This window comes from Photorhabdus thracensis (assembly GCF_001010285.1).
Lineage (GTDB): Bacteria > Pseudomonadota > Gammaproteobacteria > Enterobacterales > Enterobacteriaceae > Photorhabdus > Photorhabdus temperata.
In genome coordinates, this window is record NZ_CP011104.1 from 4459104 (window position 1) to 4482564 (window position 23461).

The window sequence follows — 23461 nt, forward strand, 5'->3', positions numbered from 1 at the left end:
TATGACGAACGAGAACAAAAGGCGCAGAATGCGTAGCACAGGCATCAACATTGAAAGCAAACGTAAATATTGGCGTACCTTTTCACTGACTTCGCTGGCACTCAGTATTGGTTCGCTAGTGGGCTGTGGTCAATCGACGGATGAACTGTCAATCAAGCTTTATAAGGATTTAGCGGCTTGTCAGAACGATCCACAGAATACGATTGCTGCTGAATGTGAAACCACGTATAAGGCAGCATTGCGGGAAGCAGATCGGACATCGCAGAAGTTCAGACAAGAAGCAATGTGCAAACTTGAATACGGTGAGTGTGAAGAAATGCCGGGCAAGCTTGGTTACCGGCCAAAGATGGCTGCCTTCATGATGGCGGATGTAAAGCCTGAGTATTTCAATGAGTACAACATTTCTGACAAATACCGTAATGTATTCTACCAACCCATTTTCACTTCAACATCAAGCTATAGTGACCTGTACGGCAATCTATTTTTCGCTGATGGTAAGGTGATTGGTTCTTACTCAGATATGGACAATATCCAGTTCGAGATGAACCAGCGTTATTTGCATCCATTGGCAACCGTCCGCCTGCCACCTAAGCAAGAAATCTCTTCGGGGACAGCAAATGCTTCTGCGGGTATGAACTCGACACTGGGCACTATAGGGTCTGCTTATATAGCATCTGAACTGCTCAAGAACAGAGATAGTGCGTATAGGGAAAGAATGTATAGAGAACGCCTAAATCGTGAGAGGGAACAACAATCTGAAACAAGCTATTACGGTGGCGCTGGTATCGGCTCTTCAACTCGCGCTAAGGACGGTTTCACCCGGTTCCCTGATTACAATAAACCAATCGTAACCACCAAGTCTAAAGGTGGTTTTGGCTCAACATCCTCAGCCAGATCAAGCTGGGGTGGTTAACCCGCTTTGACAGCTAATTCAGGATGACAAGAAGTATCGGGAGGTCAAAGTCATGCTACAGATCCCAACGACACCACGCCATGATTGGAAAGTGCGCGCCAAAGAATTTGGTTTTGGTTTCCACACAATTGATGATGAGCCGTACTGGACGGAAGACCGTTACTATCAGTTCACTCTCAGGCAGATTGAGGAACACATCGAAGAGCCGACAGAAGAAATCCACCAACTGAGCCTGCAAGCAGTAGAGCGAGTGGTTAGTAGCGACAAGTTGATGGCTAAATTTCAAATTCCAGAAACAATGTGGTCGTTGGTTCGTGAATCTTGGGAGCGCCAGGATCCGAGCTTGTATAGCCGACTCGATTTTGCCTACGACGGTAAAAATCCGGCGAAATTATTAGAATTCAACTCAGATACACCGACCTCGATCTATGAACTTGGCTTCTTTAGCTGGTTGTGGCTGGAAGACAAAGTTGACCGTGGAGAAGTGCCACGTTCTGCGGACCAGTTCAACTTATTACAAGAATTACTTGTGAATCGCTTCTATGAACTTAAACCGTTCCTGCCATTCAACACGCTTCACTTTGCATGTTGTAAGGATACAGAAGAAGACCGGGGTACGGTCGAGTACATGGCTGATTGCGCCAAAGATGCCGGCATTCACACAGAATTTGTCTATGTTGAAGATATTGGTCTGAGTGAATGCGGTAAGTTTACCGACAACAATAGTAAGATCATCGACTCTATATTCAAGCTGTACCCGTGGGAGTTTATGTTTCGCGAAGAGTATGCTCAACACTTGGCAACCGCTGGCGTTAACTGGTTTGAGCCAATGTGGAAGTGTATTACCTCGAATAAATCAATTTTACCGCTGCTTTGGGAAATGTTCCCAGGGCACCCAAACCTGCTTGAATCTTACTTTGCTGATGACCCGAAAGCTAAACGCTTGACGCATTATGTAATAAAGCCAATATTTAGCCGCGAAGGTTCGAACATCAGTATTCACAAGAATGGCAAGGTGATTGAGAAAGTCGGAGGACCTTATGGGGAAGAAGGTTACATCGTGCAACAATATAGCCCGTTACCAAAGTTCGGTGATAATCACGTTCTTATCGGTAGCTGGCTCATTAATGACAGACCGGCTGGTTTATCGGTGAGGGAAGATGTTGGCCAAATAACAAAGGACACATCGTTATGTGTGCCTCATATTATTTTAGGCTGATTACAGCCCCTTATCTCAACAATTAATACAAATGAGCCTATCACCATAAAACAGCCAGAGGAACAATTAAAAGGAACAGCGGCATGCTGTTCCCAAATTATTATATAATATGTGCTAAAATCAGGCAGGATTAATTGTTGTATCAATGACTTGGTAAAATGCGTTAAGGGTATCTGCAACAGTCCAGACACCCAGTATAACGTGATAACCTTGATATCCTTCTGGTAAGGTACATTTATTAATAACTTGATTCCCTGGCATTTTCTCCTGGTAATTCTCAAAACAGAAAGGTGTGCTATTAAATTGCTCTCTGGTTAAAGGCTTATTAGGATCCCAGTTTGGCTTGGTAATAAAATATTCCCAGCTTGCAGTTTTGTGTTGAATTAAAATTTCCCATTTAAATTCAATATTACCGGTAGTAATAGGAATTTTTTGCCAGCGATCTTCTGTTTGAACATCCAACTCCCCAAAGTGACCAATTCCAGCGCTGGCAATATGACCATCTTCAGGACCTGCTTGTGGGAAGCCTTTTTTAGCTTCAAGAGATTGAGGCTCATATTTAACCAGCCCACAATCCGTATTTTGTTTATTTCCCTGAGCAGAACAAAGGAATGCTCGACTTCCTGGACTATCAATATAACCATGAGCCCAGGCACCATTAAATAAAGCTGCAATTATCGTAGTGGCTAAAGTCATATTTCTCACTTTATGTTTATACATAATAGTGTCCTCCATCAGACAGGATGATTTATCTATGATAAATAAAGCCCCGGGACTTAATCATTCATTTTAGGTGAATATAATATGATTATCCATTTCATAAGTTGATTAACAATCTAATTATATTAAGCTATTGAAGTTTTGTCTAAAATGTGCCTGTTGTTATTTTTTATAATATAAAAGGATATGATTTTCTTAATTTATTTGACATAGTTTATGCTATAAACAACCTGTGCGTTTTGATAGCATTTATTAACTTAAAAACACTTACTTATAGTTATGGTGATGTGTTTTTGGCAGTCTATTCTTATGCAGATAATCTGAATGGTGAAAACTATCGATATGGAATAATGATATAGATTGATGAAAATATTAAATCATATCGTAAAAATATATAAAAAAGATATTAATTTAGTAAAGTTAAATTTTCTACTATATTAATTCTCTCTTTTTAATTTAATCAGAGCCAATTGAATTATCAATTTCTACTCAGAAAGCTAATTCATCCGCTTTCTATTGGGGAAAAGCAGTCCCTGAAACTCCAAGGGATATTATTTCAATTTTGATATATAGCAGAGGTTATAGTGAGTATTTTATATAATGCTGTTGTGGATCCTGGTGCTATACCGTATTATGGTTCCATTACTGTCAATAACTTACATTATGATACCGGATACCAGGTTCATATTGATAGCTATCTAAGTTTTAACTTTCTTTCTCCGGCCTCAATATCGTCAACCTATATAAATATGTCATTTTCCGAATGGCAAAATTGGGATATTGATGTTCAAAATGTCTCTATTGATGCCAATACATTTTCTGTAACGGTAACAATAACCTTCCCAAATCCATATGTATTTATTGATTCAAATTCAATAACCATTGGTGTTAATGGAGATCTGACAACAGATCCCAATAAATATCTTGATTCCTTTGTTTTTGCCGCAGACAGTGCACCAGTGATCAATGGCACGGTTAATATTACCTGTGCAGCATCACCTGATCCTGCATTGGATAACCTTCAACCTACGGTGTTGTTTACTACCGCAGGCGGGTACTCCGTATCAGCAAATGTGGTAATGGGCACAACTCAGCAGGAAAGCATCCTGGCTGGTGACTATTCGTTGAGTGCTCCAGATCTGGAAAATACAGATTTAACTGTGGTGGCTCCGGTATTAGTTACTCCGGCTACGATAGAGGTTATTACAGGCGAAACGACAGAGGCGTCGATCAACTTTGGTCAAGTTGAATACTACTGCTCCATTGATTTTACCGTTGATGATATTCCAGGGCTTGAACATGAGATATTGAACGTTACGGTATTAGATGCGATACACGGTGACATAATTGCTAATTTCTTTACTAAAGTGAATGAAACCACCCAGTTACGCAAATTAAACAGTAGCGGAGTAGTTAATATTGTTATTGACACTGTAAACCTCAATAACCAGATATACACTTTTGATGTTCTTCCGGTGGAATTACAAAATGAACTAATTGATGTCAGATACACTGCCAATTTAGTCACAATAGATAATGTAGATACAACTGATTTCCCTGAATTAACGGTGACAATAGAAACCAGTGATGTGTTGCAAGGTGGATTATCAATCCGATTATCATCTGAAGAGATGGATTATGAACAACAAATCCAGATTATATCAGGAAATTCAACGTGGCCGGTTTCTGTCAAGCCAGGTACTTACACTGTTGAAGCCAGCAATTTTATCGTCTCGAAAACAGTTTATGTCGTTTCTGTGCCTGGCTCTATCACAATAAGTTCTGGTGACCAGAATGTGCTGAATATCCGGATCGAAAAATCGGCTAACCTGGCGGTGAAAGGCTTCCCTGACTTTCTGGCCTTTGGTGGTTACGCCGATTTGACACCGACCAATCTTGATGATTTTGTTGCTGCACGCGTCTCTTCGGTATTCAAATACGCTGGCATTGACGGAGCCGGCGACCCCACCCAATTTCTCACTGATGATCCTGCGGTTAGGAAAACAATAGATCTGGCTCGCAGCATTGAACAAACTCTTAATGATGGGCAGCCGGTATTACCGGTAATGATTTCCTACACATGTAACCTTTCCGGTGGTGATGTTCAGAGTGTTTTGGCGGATATGGATGCTCACACGCACAGATATGCCAATTTTATCCTGGCACTGAATATTGCCAACTCTTATATTGATAGCACTCACGAGACACCTGCGGGATTTATTGTGAACCCGGATTTTATCGGTGGGTGTCAACAGGCTGGATTATCGGCGGATTACGCAATGCCGGTACGTCAACCTTTACAAGATGCGCTCGATCACTGGAGTATTAGTGCTCAAATTCCTGCCTATATTACTGACGACATTCAAGGCTATGTGCAAAGTGTAAACTGGTTAGTCCATACAATAGCACCGAATATGGTATTCGGCTGGCAAATTAATTTGTGGGGCACCGGAAGGTCTGAATGGATATATGAAGGTGGCGATCCAATACAAATAGCCGGGGAGGTAGTAAGTTATGTCAATTCTCTGGGTGTATTTGCTGAAAATAATAGCACAGATTTCCTGGCGATTGACCGTTATGAAGCTGAAGCGGATGATCTCACTCAGCGTTCTTATGACAACGTTTATTGTTATGGCCCATTAGAATGGGGTGTTTATTACGATTTTTGCAGTGCGATAAGCGCACAATTGAAACAACCGGTTATGCCGTGGCAGATTCCGGCAAGCAGCACACCATTGACAGCAAAAGTAGGGCCAACATCTCGTGCTCTATATGAGCGCGCTGTACCGTTTGATTTGTCACAGCCCGCTTACCTTGGCTTCGCACTACGGGGTATTTTCGCTGTTCTGCTTGGCGGAGGTTCTACTACCGGTATTGTTTCAACAGTAGGTAACCCTGATTCTTGGGTCAGAGATAAACTCAACGCTTATCGTGATGATCCTGTAACGTTTAATGATACTTTGAAGTAAATAACGAGTATTAACTGTTTGGATGGCAATCAGTAAGAAATGGGAACAGTACCATTTTGTTCCCATATTGGATATTGAACGGAATAATTGCTGCATCAATAAATTTCTGAAATTCATTTGGTGTATCTCAATTCTCTATATACATAATTCAATATGTATTAATGTCTTTTCTATAGTCAATATTTTTATTATTTTGTAATAATAATCCTAGTTGATATTTTAAAGGCGTTATTGTACCTGTTATTTATCTTGGAAGATACTAAAGTAGTGAGATTAAATAAGGTTTCATAATAGTGCCACACTCATTCTTTATCTTCTTGGTTTTTGCTGCGATGGCATTTAACTTTTAATTTATTTTCAGATAACTCGTAATCTGTTCAAAATCAGGCATATATTGCTTTTAGATGTTGGGTGAAATAGGGTGCCACTAATAATAAAATGGAATAAACATCCAATTATCAATATTTATATTGATGATTGACTTTTTACATAGTTATACTATTGTTTAATTAGAAGGATATATTTTTTCTACAAATGCAGGGTTTACATTGAATAACGGAGGAACTAATGGGTCTCTATATGTTATAATTCTTTAATATTACTAAACATATTGATAATTATAAATAATACATAAACAGTATTTTAAATTTAATACTATAGGATAATATCATGCCACCACTGAGAGTTACTTTTATTCCATATAATAGTTTGGAAGATGTTGATGACGTTATTAATAATTATATTAATGAGAATCCTGATGTATGGGATGAACCAGAGAATAATTTTGGCATAATTACTATTATATATAATGGCGACTTAACCGAACATGAACTGGAAAATGAGGTTGAAGGTATTCTGGAGGCTAGTGTAGTAGTAGAGCCTATATAACGAAAAATTAAAGCAAACCATCAACTTTCTGCTAATAGTTTATTTTTAATAGTCATAAAGTTTTGTCAATATATTACGGTCTAAAACAAATCAAACTGTTTAAAACCGTAATATCCATTTAAATATGATAATAATACTCTGCTAATGCTTAATAACATAAAGATCTTTCGACGATACAAAGCCAAGTGGGCTCAGATGATATCCGCCAATATAAGGTTTTACTAATCTGGCCCCAATATAGTAATAAACAGGAATTGCTGGTACATCTTTTGCCAGAATATTTTCTGCTTGCTGAAAATATTTTCGATCATTTGTTACTTTGGCTTTATTTATCAAATCATCATAAGTTTCATTGCTATATAAGAAAGTATTATTAGAGCTATTAGTCACAAAATTATTTAAAAACGATGCAGGACTATTATAATCAGCAATCCGTGCATATCTCACCATCTCAAAATTACCTTGATGAATGACATCCAACATTGCTTTTCGTTCTTGATTCTGCAAAACAATATCTGTACCCAGATTTTTTTTCCACATTGAAGTAGCGGCAATCGCAATTCTTTTATGCTCCTCTGATGTATTATAAAGAAGTTTAAATTTCAATGGGTTATCTATATTATAACCGGCTTCGTTTAATAACTGTCTGGCTTTTTCAATTCTTGCCTGCTGCGTCCATAATGCATAATCAGGCTGCTCTAAATTCATTCCTCCGGTATTGGGTGGGGTATGGTTATAGGCGGGTTCTTGGCCTTGTCCTAAGACTTTATTTGCTATGATCTCTTTATCTAAAGCTAAATTTAATGCTTGTCTTACCCTGACATCATTAAAAGGCGCTTTTTGGTTATTAAAATCGTAATAATAAACCCCTAATGCGGGTGTAATGTGAATTTGATCGCCTAATTTAGTTTTTAAAGATTGAAATAAAACAGAGGGAATATTCTTGGTTATATCTATTTCTCCGGCCAGATAACGATTCACATCTGCTGTTTCTGATGCGATGGGAAGATAAGTCACTTTATTAATAACAGTATGTGCATTGTCCCAATATTGAGAATTCCTGACGCCAACGACTTTTTCATTAACCACCCATTCAGATAATTTAAATGGTCCACTACTAACAAATACATCTGGGTGAGTCCATTTATCACCATATTTTTCAACCACCTTTTGGCTGACAGGCACCATAACAGGATAAGCCAGCATCTGTAAAAAATAGGATACGGGCCGTTCTAATGTGACTTCCACTGTCAAATTATTCAATGCTTTAACACCTAATTCATCGGTTTTTTTCTTGCCGGAAACAATGTCTTTAGCATTGATTATATGCATGTTTCCAAGATAACTGCCGTATGGCGACGCAATTTGGGGATCAACTAAACGTCGCCAACTAAAAACAACATCATGGGCAGTAATAGGTGAGCCATCAGACCATTTTATTCCTTCTCTTAGATGAAATAACCAGACTTTATTATCTTTAGTTTCCCAACGAGTCGCTAAATCAGGATTGACTTTTCCGTCATTGCCTGTGCTGATTAACCCACTGAAAAAGTCATGAATAATATTAAATTCAACATCATTTTCAACTTTATGGACATCAAGAGACGCAGGTTCTGAACCATTATTACGAACGATATCTTGCTTAACTGCCAACATTGTATTTTCTGGAATAATAGCTGCGTGAGATAATGTTAAATTGCCAACTATAAAACCAGTGAATAAAAATATGTTTTTTATTACTCTTTTCATTATTCTCTCTCCAATAATATCTCATTTTTTAAATTGATATTGCTGATTAATCAATGTTTGGTATTGATTCTTACGGAAATAATCCTGTCCAGATACGGAGATATGTTTATTGTTATAGAATCCTCTGGTAGTCATTCAGTCGTTGGCAGACTTATTCTATTGAATATCCTATTTGTTCTCACCATAAGTTTGAAGTGAGAGTGATAACTATAATTGAGTATTTGTATAAAATACTTATCAGAACTTCATCAATATTGTGAGATTCTCTTTCTCTATTTAACAATGCTTCCTATTACTTGGGATATAGATTCTAAAAATATCCTTCTACTTTATAGCTAAATATGTGGTAACCATGCTTTTATTCGTTTCAGTACTAACGGGTTAACCAGATTTAGTAAAATTTTCCAAGAAAATGTGAGCTAGATTATATTTATACTTGAGTGTTATCAAAATTCGCCCCGTTTTTACTGCATAACATGCATCATACTCATAAGATGCAATGTGGAGGCTAATGATGAAAAATAAAAAAATAAGTGATGAAGTTAATGAACAGAGTGATGAGTTAGTGGTCAGCCGTCGTCGTTTTGTTCAGGCCAGCGCAGCACTTATCTCTGTCCCTTTTGTTTCTGCTCGCACAACGGTTGCAGAGGAGAAAAAAAACCAAGAATCTCTGACAGTTAGCGTTATCGATACCGGCGAAACAAAAGTCGTACCAACCTGTAGTACCTTTGATTGCGGGGGAAGATGTGATATCCGCGCCCATGTTAAAGACGGAGTAGTCACCCGGATAACCACCAGACCGGATCATGAACTTGATGAAGCTATGCCGATTATGCGGGCTTGCGTTCGTGGCAAGGGCTATCGCAAATTTGTTTATAACCCTGACCGCTTAAAATATCCGATGAAACGGGTTGGCAAGCGGGGAGAGGGGAAGTTTGAGCGAATCTCCTGGGATGAGGCAACAACCATTATTGCAGACAAGCTGAAACATATTACTGAGAAATATGGCCCGGCTTGTCGCTATGTCAGCGTTAATACCGCAGTCATTGGTGGTGTATCGTCCGGCGATAAAATGTTGCGTCGTTTACTGAATATTACCGGCGGGCATTTACAATATTACCATTCCGTGAGTATGGGCAATACAGCGGCAGCGACACCTTATACCTATGGTGTGGCAACTTCAGGCAGTACATTGGATACTTTGGAAGATACGCCATTAGTGATTCTTTGGGGACATAATCCGGCTGAAACTATTTTTGGTCACACCAATCACTATTTCCAAAAAATGAAGAAAAATGGCACCAAATTTATTGTTGTCGATCCCCGTTATTCCGATTCGGCTTCCTCGCTGGCTGACCAATGGATTCCTTTGCTTCCAACAACCGATAACGCGATGATGGATGCAATGATGTATGTGATTGTCAGTGAAAATCTGCACGATAAAGAGTTTATTGATCGTTATACGATTGGTTTTGATGAAGACAATATGCCGGAGGGGGTTCCTGCCAATGAATCTTTGGTTGCTTATTTGACAGGTGCTAAAGATGGCGTTGTAAAAACACCCGAATGGGCTGAAAAAATCACTAAAGTGCCGGCAAATACAATTCGTCAGCTTGCCCGTGAATACGCCAGCACTAAACCCGCCGCCCTGATGCAGGGATGGGGGCCACAACGTCATATCTGTGGTGAACGTGTCGCACGTGGCTCAACAATTTTAGCCACAATAACCGGTAATGTAGGTAAAAAAGGCGGGTGGGCCGCAGGTTTCGGCAGTGTTGCGGGGAATAAATATCTGTACGGTCTCGATCTGGGCAAAAACCCGGTAAAAGAAAAAATCTCCGTTATGAATTGGGTTCAGGCCGCCGATGATGCCAGTAAAGTTACCCCGGAGGAGGGTTTGGTTAATGCAGATAAATTAAACACCAATATCCGTGTGTTATTCTCGCTTGCGGGTAATTATCTTGCAAATCAAAACCCAGATATCAACCAAGCAGTCAAAATATTGGCAGATGAATCTAAAATTGAGTTCATTGTCTCCAGTGATCTTTACCTGGCACCCAGTGCCCGATATGCAGATATCTTATTGCCGGAAACCAGTTTTATGGAACGCTGGAATATAGCTTATCCCTGGGGTACCGGCAGTTATTTCATTCTGTCATCAAAGCTGATTGAACCTGAATTCGAACGGCGTTCTGATTATGAATGGATACGCGAAGTTGCAGCAAAATTGGGGGTTGAACGCGAGTTCAGTGAAGGTCGTGACGAAAAAGAGTGGATAGCCCATATTATGGAATCTAATCGTCAGGTAATGCCGGAAGCAAATTTGCCAACTTTTGAAGAATTACAAAGCACGCATAAACATCTTTTCAAAATACCGCCTTACGTGGCTTTCGAAGACAATATTCGTGACCCGGAAAATCATCCATTCCCAACACCTTCAGGAAAAATAGAGATATTTTCTAAGCGTTTGTATGACATGCAACATCCTGAAATCCCGGCACTGTCACATTATGTACCTGCATTTGAAGGGCCGGAGGATAAATTAACCGAAAAATATCCATTGCAATTAATTACCTGGAAAGGGAAAAACCGCTCCAATTCAACCCAATATTCAAACCCTTGGGTACAGGAAGTTCAAACCCAGAAATTGTGGATTCATCCTTTGGATGCGCAGAAACGCAATATTGAACCGGGGGATTTAGTGCGTGTATTTAATGATCGTGGTATTTCTATGGTTCCTGCTGAGGTTACCCAACGTATTATTCCCGGTGTGGTGGCAATGCCAACCGGTGCATGGTGGCAACCGGATAAAAATGGTGTTGATTGGGGTGGTTGTGTCAATGTGTTGACATCATCTCGTAAAACAGCACTTGCACATGGAAATTCTCATCTAACTTTATTGGTTGAGGTAAAAAAGCATGAGTGAATTTATTAACCTTCAATTGAAGATCAGTGCTAAAAAGACGCTGGAACGTGCCGCAAGCTTCGAAGGTAGGACCGTCAGCAATTTCATTTTGACCAGTGCATTGGCACATGCAGAAAAAACTACAACAACAAACTGGCAGCCGCATTGGCTGAACATAATCAACGTGTCAGCCACAAATGACCAATTATTCAAAACTGATTATAGAACCGCCAGGATCAGGGCTATGGTGTGGGTAGCATGTTACTGCCCGTCATCAATATGGCATGTGTGAATTGTGGTGAAATATGTATTCGTATAAGGCAGACTCATTTTTTGATAAATGAGTCTGTTTTTATGGAAGCCATAAAAATTATCAATGATGTTATCATATCAAAATGAATTATTACTTCACAATGAAGTTAATTTATATTCCATAGAATATTTTTCATCCTCAATCATAAGGTAATAATAAAATGAGTAAAAACAGTAAAGAAATAATTTTACACGGCCAGGGTTCTGCCAATGAATATAAAAAATGTTAGAGAAAAACATATGGGAAAACGATGATAAAAATTCAATTACAATAGATATGCCTCAAGGAAAATATATTCCTGAATTAGCTTATTTTATGAGAAGTGTGAAGAAAACATTATTAAGCGAAAGTAAATTTGAATTCACGCTTGATCGTGATTGGTACACACCTTATCAATATGTAATTAAAAAGAATAGTCAATATCTTGCAGAAGTAAAAGATGGGAAACCATTCTATTGCAGTGCAAAATTAGATGAAAATGGTTTGAATGTGAAGGTTTCCCACAATTTCATCTCAGATGATTTAATTGAAATCGAAGTAAGATTTAATGGTATTAAATATGCTATTTACAGCATGACGGTTTATGATTTTAAATTATGGGAGAGATTAAATAACTCATTTAAAGATAAAAATCATACCGAGATTGCTGACAATGTAACACAAGACGAGCTGGATGATATATTTGATGCTATCAAACATGCTAGTAACAGTGAAAAAATGTTATCTGTACTTCATCATGCACAGGAAATGTTTTTAATAAATACTATTGAAAACATAAGCATAGAATCTAATCGTCTGACAGTAAATTTTAAGAATGAACTATTTAAACATTACAAATATGTTGCCATGAAAGATAGTCAATATATGTCGGAAATAAATAAAGGAAAAGTTTACTACTCAAGTTTCATTCCTCCATTTAAATGGATAACAAATAAAAATAGTGGTGATGCAAACAGTCTGGCTGTTCAGGCAAGATTGCCTAATGGAACGTATATAGTTTTCGAAGCAACGTTAGAAGAAGAAAATATAAAGAAAAGAATAGTTAATTTATACACAGATGCATCTCAGTCTAAAATAAATGATAACGTTACTCAAAATACGATATCTGAGTTGATTAAAGCGATAAATAATAGTGGGATATCATATAAGAAAAAAAGTATTTATCTTTCACAGGTAGATAATGCGCAATTTATGTTTTTACAGCAAACCATAGCTCATGTTGAATCGGTAAAAAGCAAATTGATAGTGACATTCGCTAACGAGAATTTCCGGGATAATAAATATGTTTTGTTGAAGAATGGTTCTTATCAGTCAGAAGTAAATAAGGGTAAACCTGCGTATTCATCTTTATCAAATAAAACCTGGTCAACCAACGTGACGCTAACAGAAGAAGATCATTGCACTATCGAAGTCAGAATGGGAACGAAAGTGTATATCGTTTATCAAACGGGTGATCTAATGTTAATTGAGTAAGAGTATTTTTGCCAGCAACAATTCAGTAGCTGGCAAATCAGTTAAATGTCCTATTTACACCCGCTATCAATATAGTATGTGTGAGTCCGCCATAAATGAATTTGATTGAAATTGAAGTGATGTTTAATAGCGATAAATATATTATTTACAGCAAATCATAGCCTATGTTGAATCGAGCATAATGAATCACAAGGACTCTAACATAAGAAAATCACTGTATTATCAATGTTAGAATAGACATGGAAGTTTTTATTATTTATCGAACGGATTAACGGGTGTTAATTAAGAACGCGGAGATTTCATGATATAGTAGTTAAAGGTATTACCTTTTAATAGTTACCTGAATACCATGTTTGATTTGGTTTCCGCCTGCTTAATCAACGCCAAAGACTGCTCAAGAAAAGTGAGACATAACTTATAAAACCAAAATTATCTCACCGAAACACCTCTTTCAAGCATTGCCGGAACAATCTCATAAGAGGTAGCTTGTTACCATAAAACAACGGTTGATATCACACCGTATCTTGGTAACACAACAACATAATGAGGAATGTCATGGACCGTATGCTAGAAGGTAAGGTTGTGATTGTCACTGGCGGGGCAAGTGGTATCGGAGCGGGTATTGCTTTGGCGGCTGCCCGTCATGGCGCAGCGACCGTGATCATCGGTGACATCACAGATCGACCTCGTGAAGGAGATACACCGGTGGCCCAGCGCCTTCGTTCGATGGGGGTGGAAGTGATATTTCATCGGAGTGATGTCACCTCGCGAAGTGATATGGACTCGTTGGTTGATGTTTCTATGCCGTTCGGTGGTGTTGATCTGATGGCTTGCAACGCCGGAATCGCGTTAGCTACCGATGGCCCACAAATTAGTTCGGACGATTTTCACAAGTTGCTTACCGTCAATCTTGATGGCGTTCTATTCGGTGCACAGGCGGCGGCTGAACAGATGATGAAACTGGGCAAACGTGGAAGTATCGTGGCAACGTCGAGTATGGGATCCATTAGGACGGGTCAACTCACGACGGCTTATTCCACCAGCAAAGCGGGCATAAATATGATGGTCGCTGCGTTGGCTGATGCCTTTGGACCATCGGGTATTCGCGTCAATGCGGTATGCCCAGGGTTGATCAATACAGCGCTTCCTCTTTCTTCGCCTGAAGTTGCCAAAACGTTTGATGTGTTGCGTGAACGGATGCCACTCCGGCGGCTGGGTGAGCCGGAAGAGGTTGGGAATGCGGTGGTGTGGTTAGGCTCGGATCTTGCGTCGTTCGTGACGGGGGTGTCGCTACTTGTCGATGGTGGGCAAACAGTCGTGTTGTGACCGTTTATTGGCTCAGATTTCACACTATAGCGTAAATAACACTTGCTCAGGCTTTTGTGTCAGAAGAGCCGAAGATCTGCGCTAGTCTTACCAATTGAGCAATTTCACTATTGGAGGCGCCATTCCTGAGGATATCCAATACTGTTGTGGATTCGTTTATACTCATATCAAGATCAAATGTATTGATTTTATGGATGAAAAAATGGCATTTCCTGACGTCACTTATTTTCCCTATATTAGCCAATATTTCTGGAACGCCTTTTAAGTATCCTTTATCGCTGGTTTTTTTATTTACCGAAAACTGGAAAACAGGATATAAATTTTCAACTCCCCAGTTTAATACAATGAGTTTATGATTCTCACCATACTTATTTACTGTGGGGCGGGTCACTCCTAATATGTCAGCAACTTTACTGGACTTGTAGACTCCGCCGAATTCTCCAAGACAGGCAAGAAAAGCGTTTCTGCTCTCGATAAACTCCTCATGTTTTTTCTTTTCCAGAGTGGCCGTTTCCACTATTTCAATATAGTTGGCACGTCCTTTGATTTCCGCCCAAAACTCATCGTCAGGCAGAGTCAGTAATAGAGGAATACTATCCGGATCTTTTCTTCTAAGTACATCAATAAAATGATCAGCAAGGTTGGTGACGCGTGCTTTGATAAGTTCAGATTGGTTAAACCCACTTGTCGGTTTTATTACCTGGTTATTGGATTCTTCGGCTATTGTCTCCATTCGCACCTCAATGGCATTTTTCGATTTTAAGAATCCAGCATACATGAAGTTGTAAAATGTGGAAGTTTTGTCACCGATTTCTTTTACATGCACCTGCCAGTGATGGGTGTTTCTTTCCCGTGAGCATATTATTTGTTTATAAAATAATGTATGGCTGTAATACTAAGTTTTTTAAAAGTAAATTTCTAAAACAATAAAAATATAATTCAATCAGAGATAAATACTTGCTTTATTTTTACTTAATCTTAACGCTAGTGCTAAAAAACCATAATGATCAATGAATTTTATTGTATATAATCATTTGTACGGTTATTATAATGAGCCAAGTAATGGGATTTGTGATTAAGTTTCCACAAGGATAACATTCATTAAATTTATATAATATTTATACGAAAACTATTTTTATTCGATAAAAATTAGTTTAATCACTATTATTTTTTAGGAGTTAATTTTATGCCATCATCCTGGTCCAATATTAGTAGCCTAACTAAATTAAATATCTTTGTTGATAGTGGCTCTAAAAATTCATCATTATATGCTAATGGTCGTCATCAAATTTCTGTTGATGTTATTATTGAACCACGCAATAAAAATAATAAAATTATCCAGATTAGCAGTGCTGAAATTTTTAATAACATTAATCTTGTCGATTATAAAAATTCTTTGATACCATCAAGTTTTAAAAAATCTCTTAATCATGGTGAATTTGTTTATCCTATTATAAATGAAAATAGTTCAGGAAAATATAACATCTGCTCATTTTATCTGTCTGTTGATAAGCCATTGGTATCTCCGTTTAAAGTTTATGTCCGTTGTATGGTTAAGGGTAAAGAATATACTACTGCAAAAGAAAATAATAACGGAAATAGCACTGTAGATTGGATTTCATTATCCATTTTACCCTCGAGAATATTCGCTGATTCAAATCTTGATATTGTTAAAAAACAGGAGAAGAGTGTTGCAGGATATAATGATCAGTTGACGAAATATTATGTTAGATTTAAGGAAAATAGTGAAATATTAAATCACTCTGCTTCGATTAAAGAAAGTTTTATTTTTCATTACAAACAAACAGGTAATTATAAGGGTAATAGCACATCTACAGATTCTTCTGTAAAAATCGATTCACTTAAAAAATATACTGCTAGTTTTTCTTTTGATAACGGTTGGAAAGTGGATGTCACGTCAAAGAACCATGAGGAAATTGGAGTTTGCTTATGGGCTTATTGTATGTGGTACGGAGCTCTCTGGTCTTATTCTGAACGGTCAGAACCTTTACAATTTTATTTATATGATCAATACGGAAATAGTGCAAATGTTAGTGTAGTTGCTGATGGAGATGAAAATCTGTCTTTCTCTGTGAATTTAATAGAATAGAGGAAAAGCTTCCATCTGTCACAACTAACTTCTTTTATTAAGGAACTTGCATATGAGTAATTTCTTTTCTCAAGCACAAAATTTTTTTAGTGCACAGCAGAGTGGTATTGATCCCAGAACAGGGACTTTCTCATTTTTGCTCCCTATTGCCAACATCGATGCTAATGTTGGGCTTGGTCCGACAGCGAATGTGTCACTGAACTACAATATGTTTAAAACAGGTAATATTGGATTTGGAATCGGTTTTGATTTTTCATTTACAACTTATGATGCTAAAAATAAACTATTGACACTGTCATCAGGTGAAAGGTATAAAGTTTATGATACACCGGAATATGTTAAAGTCCGGCAAAAAAAGCTGAATAACTTCAAATTTGAACGTTCCGGTGATCACTATAAGATCACTTATAAATCAGGTGTCGTTGAATTTCTCGATGGACCGTCTTCCGGTCATGATATAAAAAACATCACGAAAATCCTCTCTCCTCTCGGTCACTCCCTGAATTTTAAATGGATTTTTAAGGGATTCATGCGATTGTCGGAAATAACCGGAGTACACGGGGTATTATTACGTGCGGATTATAATGACACAAGTATACCGAAAATTACGGTGTTTCCGGGAACAGGTGATGAATATAATCTAAAATTCACCCTGTTTAATGATTATCTTAAAAAAGTCACCCTGATGGAAATGGGGTATAGCTGGTCAATAGATTATAATGGGATGAATTTCATCAGCAAGATAACTCATCCAACATTTCTGATTGAATCCATTGATTATCAACAAGAGGTTATCCATTTTCCTGAGGATGTGCTCCCGGCGCTTCCTGCTGCTATTCGTCACTCAATCTCTCCGGGCGCAGATCAACCTACAATGACGGCGTTGTACAATTATACGAGCAATAACTACCTGGGGTTTGGGAGTGGTTTAAATTTCAAAAATGATGAAGATAATCTTTACGATGTGTTAAGTGACTATACTTATGGTTCAACGGAAATCAGGAAAAGTGGTAATGTCACCGTTACTACAAGCCGGAAGTATAATAACTTTCATTTACTGAAAGAAGAGACCGTAGTGCGGGAAAAAAACGCTTCACCTTCCTGGAAATACAAGGTCACTACAGCCTCCAGTTACTATGCTGTTCCTGGTATTGCTTTTGATAAGCAGCCCCCTCAGTTTCAGTTATTAAAAGAAAAAATAACCACTTGGGATGATGGTAAGGGACAAACGCGTCAGGAAACTGTGACCGCGGAGTATGACAAAAGCGGTAATCCCATCCGACAGACTGACCAAGATGGTACGGTTACCGAATTCACATGGTATTCCGCACAAGGAGAAAAAGGTTGTCCTAAAGAGCCACATGGCTTTGTTCGTTTTCTGAAACAGAAGAAAGTCATGCCACCTTCCTCCAGTTATGGTGACGACCCAGTATATACTACGCTGTATGCCTACGAAAAACTGGAAAGTACAGCCTATATTGTACAGAAAACCAGCTCAGATTATGGTGATAATACGTTATTGCAGCAGCGAACCATTGCTTATCAGGCCAATAACAGCAGTGAATTTGGTCGTATCACCGTCATTACTGACACGAAGTATGAAAACGGTGTAGGTTCTTCGTCATACACCTCGAAGCAAGAATTTTCCTCAGTGGTGAGTGGCGGGGTGCTGAAACAGTCTGTTAAGTTCATAGGGCATGATAGTGTTAATACTGTGTCATCCCAAGAACAATCTGTTTTCTCCGGCCTTCTGCTTAACCAGACTGATACGCAGAACGTGACGGTAGTGTACACGTATGACAAAGCAGGTCATCTGGTAACCCGGATTGTCGCTGATGGTACTAAGTACAAAAACACTACCACTTGGAAATATGCGATTGAAGATAATGGTCCGGTCACTATCGAAATTGATGCCGCTGGGAATCAGTTACGGACCCGTTTTGACGGTATAGGGCGTGTCATCAGACAGCAGCGCTATGATGTGGATGTATCCAAACAATGGTATAACGTGTTCTCCTGCAAGTTTAACGAGCTCGGTGAGAACATCACCGGAACCAGTCTGGACTGGCTGACATCTGCACAGGGCAAGGGAGATCGTTTTTCTGTTCAAACTGACTTGAAATATGGTGGTTGGGGTGAAGTAAAAGTCCAGGCATTCTCCGACGGCACGAAAAGCCTTCAGGACATGGATCCAGTGAAATTGACGCAGGCGGTATATAGTAAGGGGGTTTTTAAATCAGCCACACTAACCAGTGGAAAATACATAACGACGTTTGACAAACGGAGTAGTCTGCCACTTACTTACACGCAACTGGATACATCTGGTATTGCACAGGGCGTGCGCAAATACGACTGGGACGGGTTGGGGCGTTTGCGTCGTGAAACGGATGAGCTGAACAATGCTACTCAACGTATCTATGATGTTTATGGCCGTGTGCTGACACAGACCTTGCCCGATGGCAGTAAGGTGAGTCGGGCCTATGCTCCTCATCTGACTGGTGAGCAGGTGGCTTCTATCAGCGTGACTGGCTTGGGGGCGGATAACATATCAAAAACCTGGCTGCTAGGAACACAAGAGTTTGACAGTCTGGGACGGGTGACGAAAAGAACCTGTGGCAGGCGTACCACGTTGTATACCTATGAAGGGGCTTCTCCGGTACCGTTGGTCGTCACCCTACTATCCGGTAAAACAGTCAAGTACACATCTATCCCTGAGTTGGGTAACATGATCAGCGGCATAACTGCGGAGGGTGTAACACAGACATTCAGCTATGATAATAAGACCAGTGACCTGTTGGAAGCGAAGGAAGGAAGCACGGAAAACAGTAATACTTGGAACCCTTCCGGCAGTCTAAAGGCAGAAATCTTCACACAGAACGGCAGTACTCGCAGCATGGTATACACCCGGACGCTGGTCGGCAAACTCGTCACGTACACGGACATCACTGGTAAGCAGACTCGCTATAACTGTGATGCGTACGGTAGGGTGACCAGTATTGCTGATCCTGCCCTGACCGCCACTCTCACATACGATGCGTTGGGGCGCTTGGGCACACAAACGGTGAAAGATACGGCGACCGCATCCACACTGACCACGGAGTTGGGCTATGATGACTTTGGTCGTGAAATCCGTCGGACTATCACTGACAGTAGTGGTACCACTCTGGTTATAACACAGACTTGGCAGAAGAATGGTCTGTTGGCCACCAGTACCACGGAGAAGAACGGAAGTACCGAGAGAAGCGAGCAGTATGGTTATGACAACCGTAATCGTTTGATCAGCTATGCTGCTGGTGGCAGTTTGCCGCTGGATGCGTACGGTAAGCGGATGTCTGGTCAGCAGTATCGCTATGACGCTCTGAATAATCTGATCCTTGTTATCACTAAGCTGGCTAACGGTACTGAGGACAAAGCGACCTACCATTATAAGAATAATGATGATCCAACCCAGCTAACATCTGTGACGCACACACATGCCGGTTACCCAAAAAGTATCTCGCTGAAATATGACGTGGAAGGGCGAATGGTACGCGATGAGGCGGGCAAAACCTTGACCTACGATGTACTGGGAAGACTGACTAATATCTCTGGGAAGAACAATGTTGATGGTACGTACGGCTACGATGCTCTGAACCGCCTGGTAACCCAGAAGGCCAGCAAGGGAGACATGCGGATGCTGTATTACCGAGGGGAAGAACTGGTCAACGAGGTCATAACTTCACAGGAACGGGAAAATCGGCTGATAAAAATGGGACATAGCTGCTTGGGAGTAAATAGCGGCACCCAATTGACATTGACTGCCGGTGATCGGCATGGCAGCTTGCTGTGGTCCAGAGACTCCACAGGCAGCAAGGACGGTACCCTGCATGCATGGTCACCTTACGGGAGTGGTGACAGCTCGAAGGAATTATTAGGCTTCAACGGTGAACGGGTTGATCCTGTGAGCGGTACTTACCACTTAGGAAACGGTTATAGGGCCTACAATCCGGCACTGATGCGTTTTAACTGTCCGGACAGCTTGAGTCCGTTTGGTGCCGGAGGTATTAATCCATACGCCTACTGTGCCGGGGATCCCGTCAATCACATCGATCCGTCAGGTCACCTAAGCTGGCAGGCTATCACCGGTATAGTTGCGGGAACGATAGGTCTGGCTTTGGCTGTGTTCACCGCAGGAGCTTCCATTGCAGCAGCTGGTGGCGTGATGTCAGCCATTAGCTCTGCATCAACTATTGCATTGATTTCAGGATCCATCGGAGTTGTTTCAGATGTAACCGCAATAGCCTCTGGTGCGTTGGAAGATATTAGTCCAGAAACATCAGTAATTTTAGGGTGGGTTTCGCTGGGAACTGGTGTGCTAGGGTTGGGTGCAAGTGGAGCTACTGCGTTGATGAGAAAGGGGGGGGCTTCTTCGGTTAGCAATGTAGCGCATAGCCCTGCTTATTCCAAAGGGTTGGCAGGGCAGAAAATCGAACGAAATATAACGCTTGGGCAAGATATACGGAATTTTAATCTTGCTGTAGAACATAACGAGTCTGCTTTATTAATCTTTGAAGACACATACCGTGGTGAAAACAGATTAAATCTTATTGCTCATGGCACAACATATAGTGATAGTTCCGTTATGGTAATTAAAGGTGAATACGTTTCAGCGGAAAGTTTTGTTAAGAAAGGGTTCTTAGCTAAATATGATATGAATAATTATCCTTATATTAGAACGCTAGTTTGTCATTCAGCAGAGGGAGGAAGCAATTCTTTTGCTGGGCAGTTGGCTAATATTACGGGTAAGGGTGTTAAAGGATTTATTGGTGAGGTAAAAGTGAGTCATAATCCTGAAAACTTCACACAAAGCCTTACCCGGCTGAGATCAAAAGGAATTCAAGAGAGCAAGGCCAAGGTGTATGAAATTGCACAAAATACCGAATTTAAACTTACGAGTAGTAAGGAAAATGCGAGGCGTTTTAATTATAAACCGTAGTGGAGATTGGTAATTCCGGACAATTCAATACCTGTTAATGTAACAGTAGCAAAAGTCGCGACTTGATCTGACACTGCGCCTATATGAAGGAATCGCTGGTTCACCTCCGCAGTACAGGTAAAGAAGTTAATGAAGAATACGTGTCTCTCGTCTTTCTCCGCTAATGCACGGGCATATAAATATGCTGGGCATTAGCGGGGAATGCCATTAGAAGTGAACTTCAACCTTTAAATAATAGTTTAAACAATAAGTTATACTCTTAGCGTAAGTTTTTTCCCAATTAGACCTCAATCCCTTACGTCATGTCACGCTAAGTGACAGATGCTATATCAATACTTCTTTTTGATATCAATGACGTACTAATACTCGAGAGAAAAAGCGAACAGATAACCGACAATAATGCTAGTAATGACTTATTCTGAGTTGTTCACATATTTGTCATGTAACAGTTTTCTGTTATGGTCATGGTTTAATGGGTTTTTTGTCCTACGGCACTTCAAATCCCACTTATCATATTAAACGAAACCCATAATAAAGGATCGTCAGAAGAAATAAGAGGTATGTATGCACAGCCAAATCAATTCATTACCCCAATATATGTTAGCGATCAGCATTGTTAAGCCTGGCGGCCCGGAAAAATTGCATCTGGTTCAAACGCCATTACCACGATTAGAAAAAGGCTACTTGCTCGTTAAAGTGGCTGCGGCGGGTGTTAACCGGCCTGATATATTTCAGCGAATGGGTTCTTATCCACCACCACCTGATGCTTCTCCATTACCTGGCTTAGAGATTGCAGGAGAAATTGTTGCCAGAGGTGAAGGTTGTGAACGCTGGAATATTGGCGATAAAGTTTGCGCTCTTGTTGCCGGTGGTGGTTATGCTGAATATTGCCTGGTACATGATTCCATTGCTTTACCTATATATGGATTGGATTTTGTGCAGGCGGCGGCATTGCCGGAAAACTTTTTTACGGTCTGGGCTAATGTTTTCCAGGTTGGCAAGTTGAAACAGGGAGAAAGTTTGCTGATTCATGGGGGAACTTCCGGGATAGGGAGTGTCACTATTATGTTAGCAAAAGCCTTTGGCGCCAAAGTGATTACAACGGTTGGCTCGGATGAAAAGGCTAAAGTTGCACACAGCTTAGGCGCTGACTTTGTTATTAATTATCGAAAAGAAGATTTTGTTGATCGGGTATTGAAAATAACGGGTAATCACGGCGTCGATATGGTTGTTGATTTAATCGGTGGTGATTATGTCAATAAAAACTATAAAGTCGCTGCTAAGTTTGGGCGAATTATTCAGATTGGTATGATGAAAGGAAATCCTGAAAACCTTAATCTGATGCCTTTAATGCAAAAGCGTCTGACTCATACGGGTTCTACATTACGTTCACGCAGTGTGGAGGAAAAAGCAGAGATAGCCAGGGAATTGGAAAAACATGTCTGGCCACTGCTGAAATCAGGAAAAGTCAGCCCATTAATTTGTAAAGTATTTGATCTGAAAGATGCCGCTGATGCACATCGTATGATGGAAGCCGGTGATGTTATTGGCAAAGTGATGCTGGTAAATGTATCGTCTTAAAAGTATTTCTTCTTAAATCAGGGCTATTTTCAACTGGTAGCCCTGTATTTTGTCTACTAACAGCTTCATGTTAGAAAAAATCCTTATGATTAATAAGTTTAATATCTAATAAGCTATTATTCCCCACTGTTTTCTGATTGGTTTTTATCCGTTATTTGTCCTCGCGCACAAAATCAGAATTTATATTTAACATTATTGTTAATATTTTAACAAATATGGACTATATCTATTAACAAATGATCAGTTATAGATATGTTAATGACTAATCAATTTCACCTGATAAGTTTTTTTAATGTCTAGATTACTGAGTTATGACCAGC

Annotated in this window: 14 protein-coding genes; 11 read left to right on the plus strand and 3 right to left on the minus strand. The window is 39.8% G+C overall.

Annotated elements, in window-relative coordinates; genetic code table 11:
• The first annotated feature begins 1 nt into the window (after position 1).
• Together VY86_RS19495 and VY86_RS19500 are read left to right on the plus strand one after the other, a co-directional pair.
• Positions 2-913, plus strand: coding sequence for a DUF1190 domain-containing protein (locus VY86_RS19495; RefSeq protein WP_046976195.1), 912 nt, complete (start codon positions 2-4; stop codon positions 911-913).
• Positions 914-965: 52 nt separating this feature from the next.
• On the plus strand, positions 966-2132 hold the full coding sequence (locus VY86_RS19500; protein ID WP_046976196.1) for a glutathionylspermidine synthase family protein: 1167 nt from the start codon (positions 966-968) through the stop codon (positions 2130-2132).
• A gap of 120 nt (positions 2133-2252) precedes the next feature.
• Here the strand turns inward: VY86_RS19500 and VY86_RS19505 are convergent, their stop codons facing one another.
• The gene (locus tag VY86_RS19505; RefSeq protein WP_052760877.1) at positions 2253-2852 is read right to left on the minus strand and encodes a lytic polysaccharide monooxygenase; all 600 of its coding nucleotides are present in this window, start codon (positions 2850-2852) and stop codon (positions 2253-2255) included.
• 584 nt (positions 2853-3436) lie between these two features.
• Between VY86_RS19505 and VY86_RS19510 the strand changes: the two genes are divergently transcribed.
• Both VY86_RS19510 and VY86_RS19515 read left to right on the plus strand, forming a co-directional pair.
• Positions 3437-5821: a hypothetical protein gene (locus VY86_RS19510; protein WP_046976197.1), complete on the plus strand. Its 2385-nt coding sequence runs from the start codon at positions 3437-3439 to the stop codon at positions 5819-5821.
• A 669-nt stretch (positions 5822-6490) separates the two neighbouring features.
• Positions 6491-6709, plus strand: coding sequence for a hypothetical protein (locus VY86_RS19515; RefSeq protein WP_046976198.1), 219 nt, complete (start codon positions 6491-6493; stop codon positions 6707-6709).
• 141 nt (positions 6710-6850) lie between these two features.
• On the opposite strand, the gene VY86_RS19520 is transcribed toward VY86_RS19515, so the two are convergent.
• Positions 6851-8458: an ABC transporter substrate-binding protein gene (locus VY86_RS19520; RefSeq protein ID WP_046976199.1), complete on the minus strand. Its 1608-nt coding sequence runs from the start codon at positions 8456-8458 to the stop codon at positions 6851-6853.
• Between the two features lie 514 nt (positions 8459-8972).
• Here VY86_RS19520 and VY86_RS19525 point away from each other — a divergent pair.
• The 4 genes from VY86_RS19525 to VY86_RS19540 all read left to right on the plus strand — a co-directional run bounded on the left by VY86_RS19525 (position 8973) and on the right by VY86_RS19540 (position 14475).
• Entirely contained in the window at positions 8973-11384 is a 2412-nt protein-coding gene (locus tag VY86_RS19525) for a DMSO/selenate family reductase complex A subunit (protein ID WP_046976200.1), read from the plus strand.
• Positions 11377-11655 (plus strand): type II toxin -antitoxin system TacA 1-like antitoxin, encoded by a 279-nt coding sequence (locus VY86_RS19530; RefSeq protein WP_046976201.1) that lies wholly within the window; start codon positions 11377-11379, stop codon positions 11653-11655. The genes VY86_RS19525 and VY86_RS19530 overlap by 8 nt, the downstream gene beginning before the upstream one ends.
• Positions 11656-11898: 243 nt before the next feature.
• Positions 11899-13149, plus strand: coding sequence for a hypothetical protein (locus VY86_RS19535; RefSeq protein WP_046976202.1), 1251 nt, complete (start codon positions 11899-11901; stop codon positions 13147-13149).
• Between the two features lie 555 nt (positions 13150-13704).
• The gene (locus VY86_RS19540) at positions 13705-14475 is read left to right on the plus strand and encodes a glucose 1-dehydrogenase (RefSeq protein ID WP_158019990.1); all 771 of its coding nucleotides are present in this window, start codon (positions 13705-13707) and stop codon (positions 14473-14475) included.
• 46 nt (positions 14476-14521) lie between these two features.
• Here VY86_RS19540 and VY86_RS19545 read toward each other — a convergent pair whose 3' ends face one another.
• Positions 14522-15208 carry a hypothetical protein gene (locus VY86_RS19545; protein WP_046976985.1) on the minus strand — a complete coding sequence of 229 codons (687 nt, stop codon included), beginning with the start codon at positions 15206-15208 and terminating at the stop codon, positions 14522-14524.
• A gap of 453 nt (positions 15209-15661) precedes the next feature.
• Here VY86_RS19545 and VY86_RS19550 point away from each other — a divergent pair, with 453 nt between their 5' ends.
• The 3 genes from VY86_RS19550 (at position 15662) to VY86_RS19560 (ending at position 23141) form a co-directional block, all read left to right on the plus strand.
• Positions 15662-16585 carry a hypothetical protein gene (locus VY86_RS19550; RefSeq protein WP_046976204.1) on the plus strand — a complete coding sequence of 308 codons (924 nt, stop codon included), beginning with the start codon at positions 15662-15664 and terminating at the stop codon, positions 16583-16585.
• A 52-nt stretch (positions 16586-16637) separates the two neighbouring features.
• Positions 16638-21560, plus strand: coding sequence for an RHS repeat domain-containing protein (locus tag VY86_RS19555; RefSeq protein ID WP_052760878.1), 4923 nt, complete (start codon positions 16638-16640; stop codon positions 21558-21560).
• A 564-nt stretch (positions 21561-22124) separates the two neighbouring features.
• A complete protein-coding gene (locus VY86_RS19560) occupies positions 22125-23141 on the plus strand; it encodes an NAD(P)H-quinone oxidoreductase (RefSeq protein ID WP_046976205.1) in 1017 nt (338 codons plus the stop codon).
• The last annotated feature ends 320 nt before the right edge of the window (positions 23142-23461 follow it).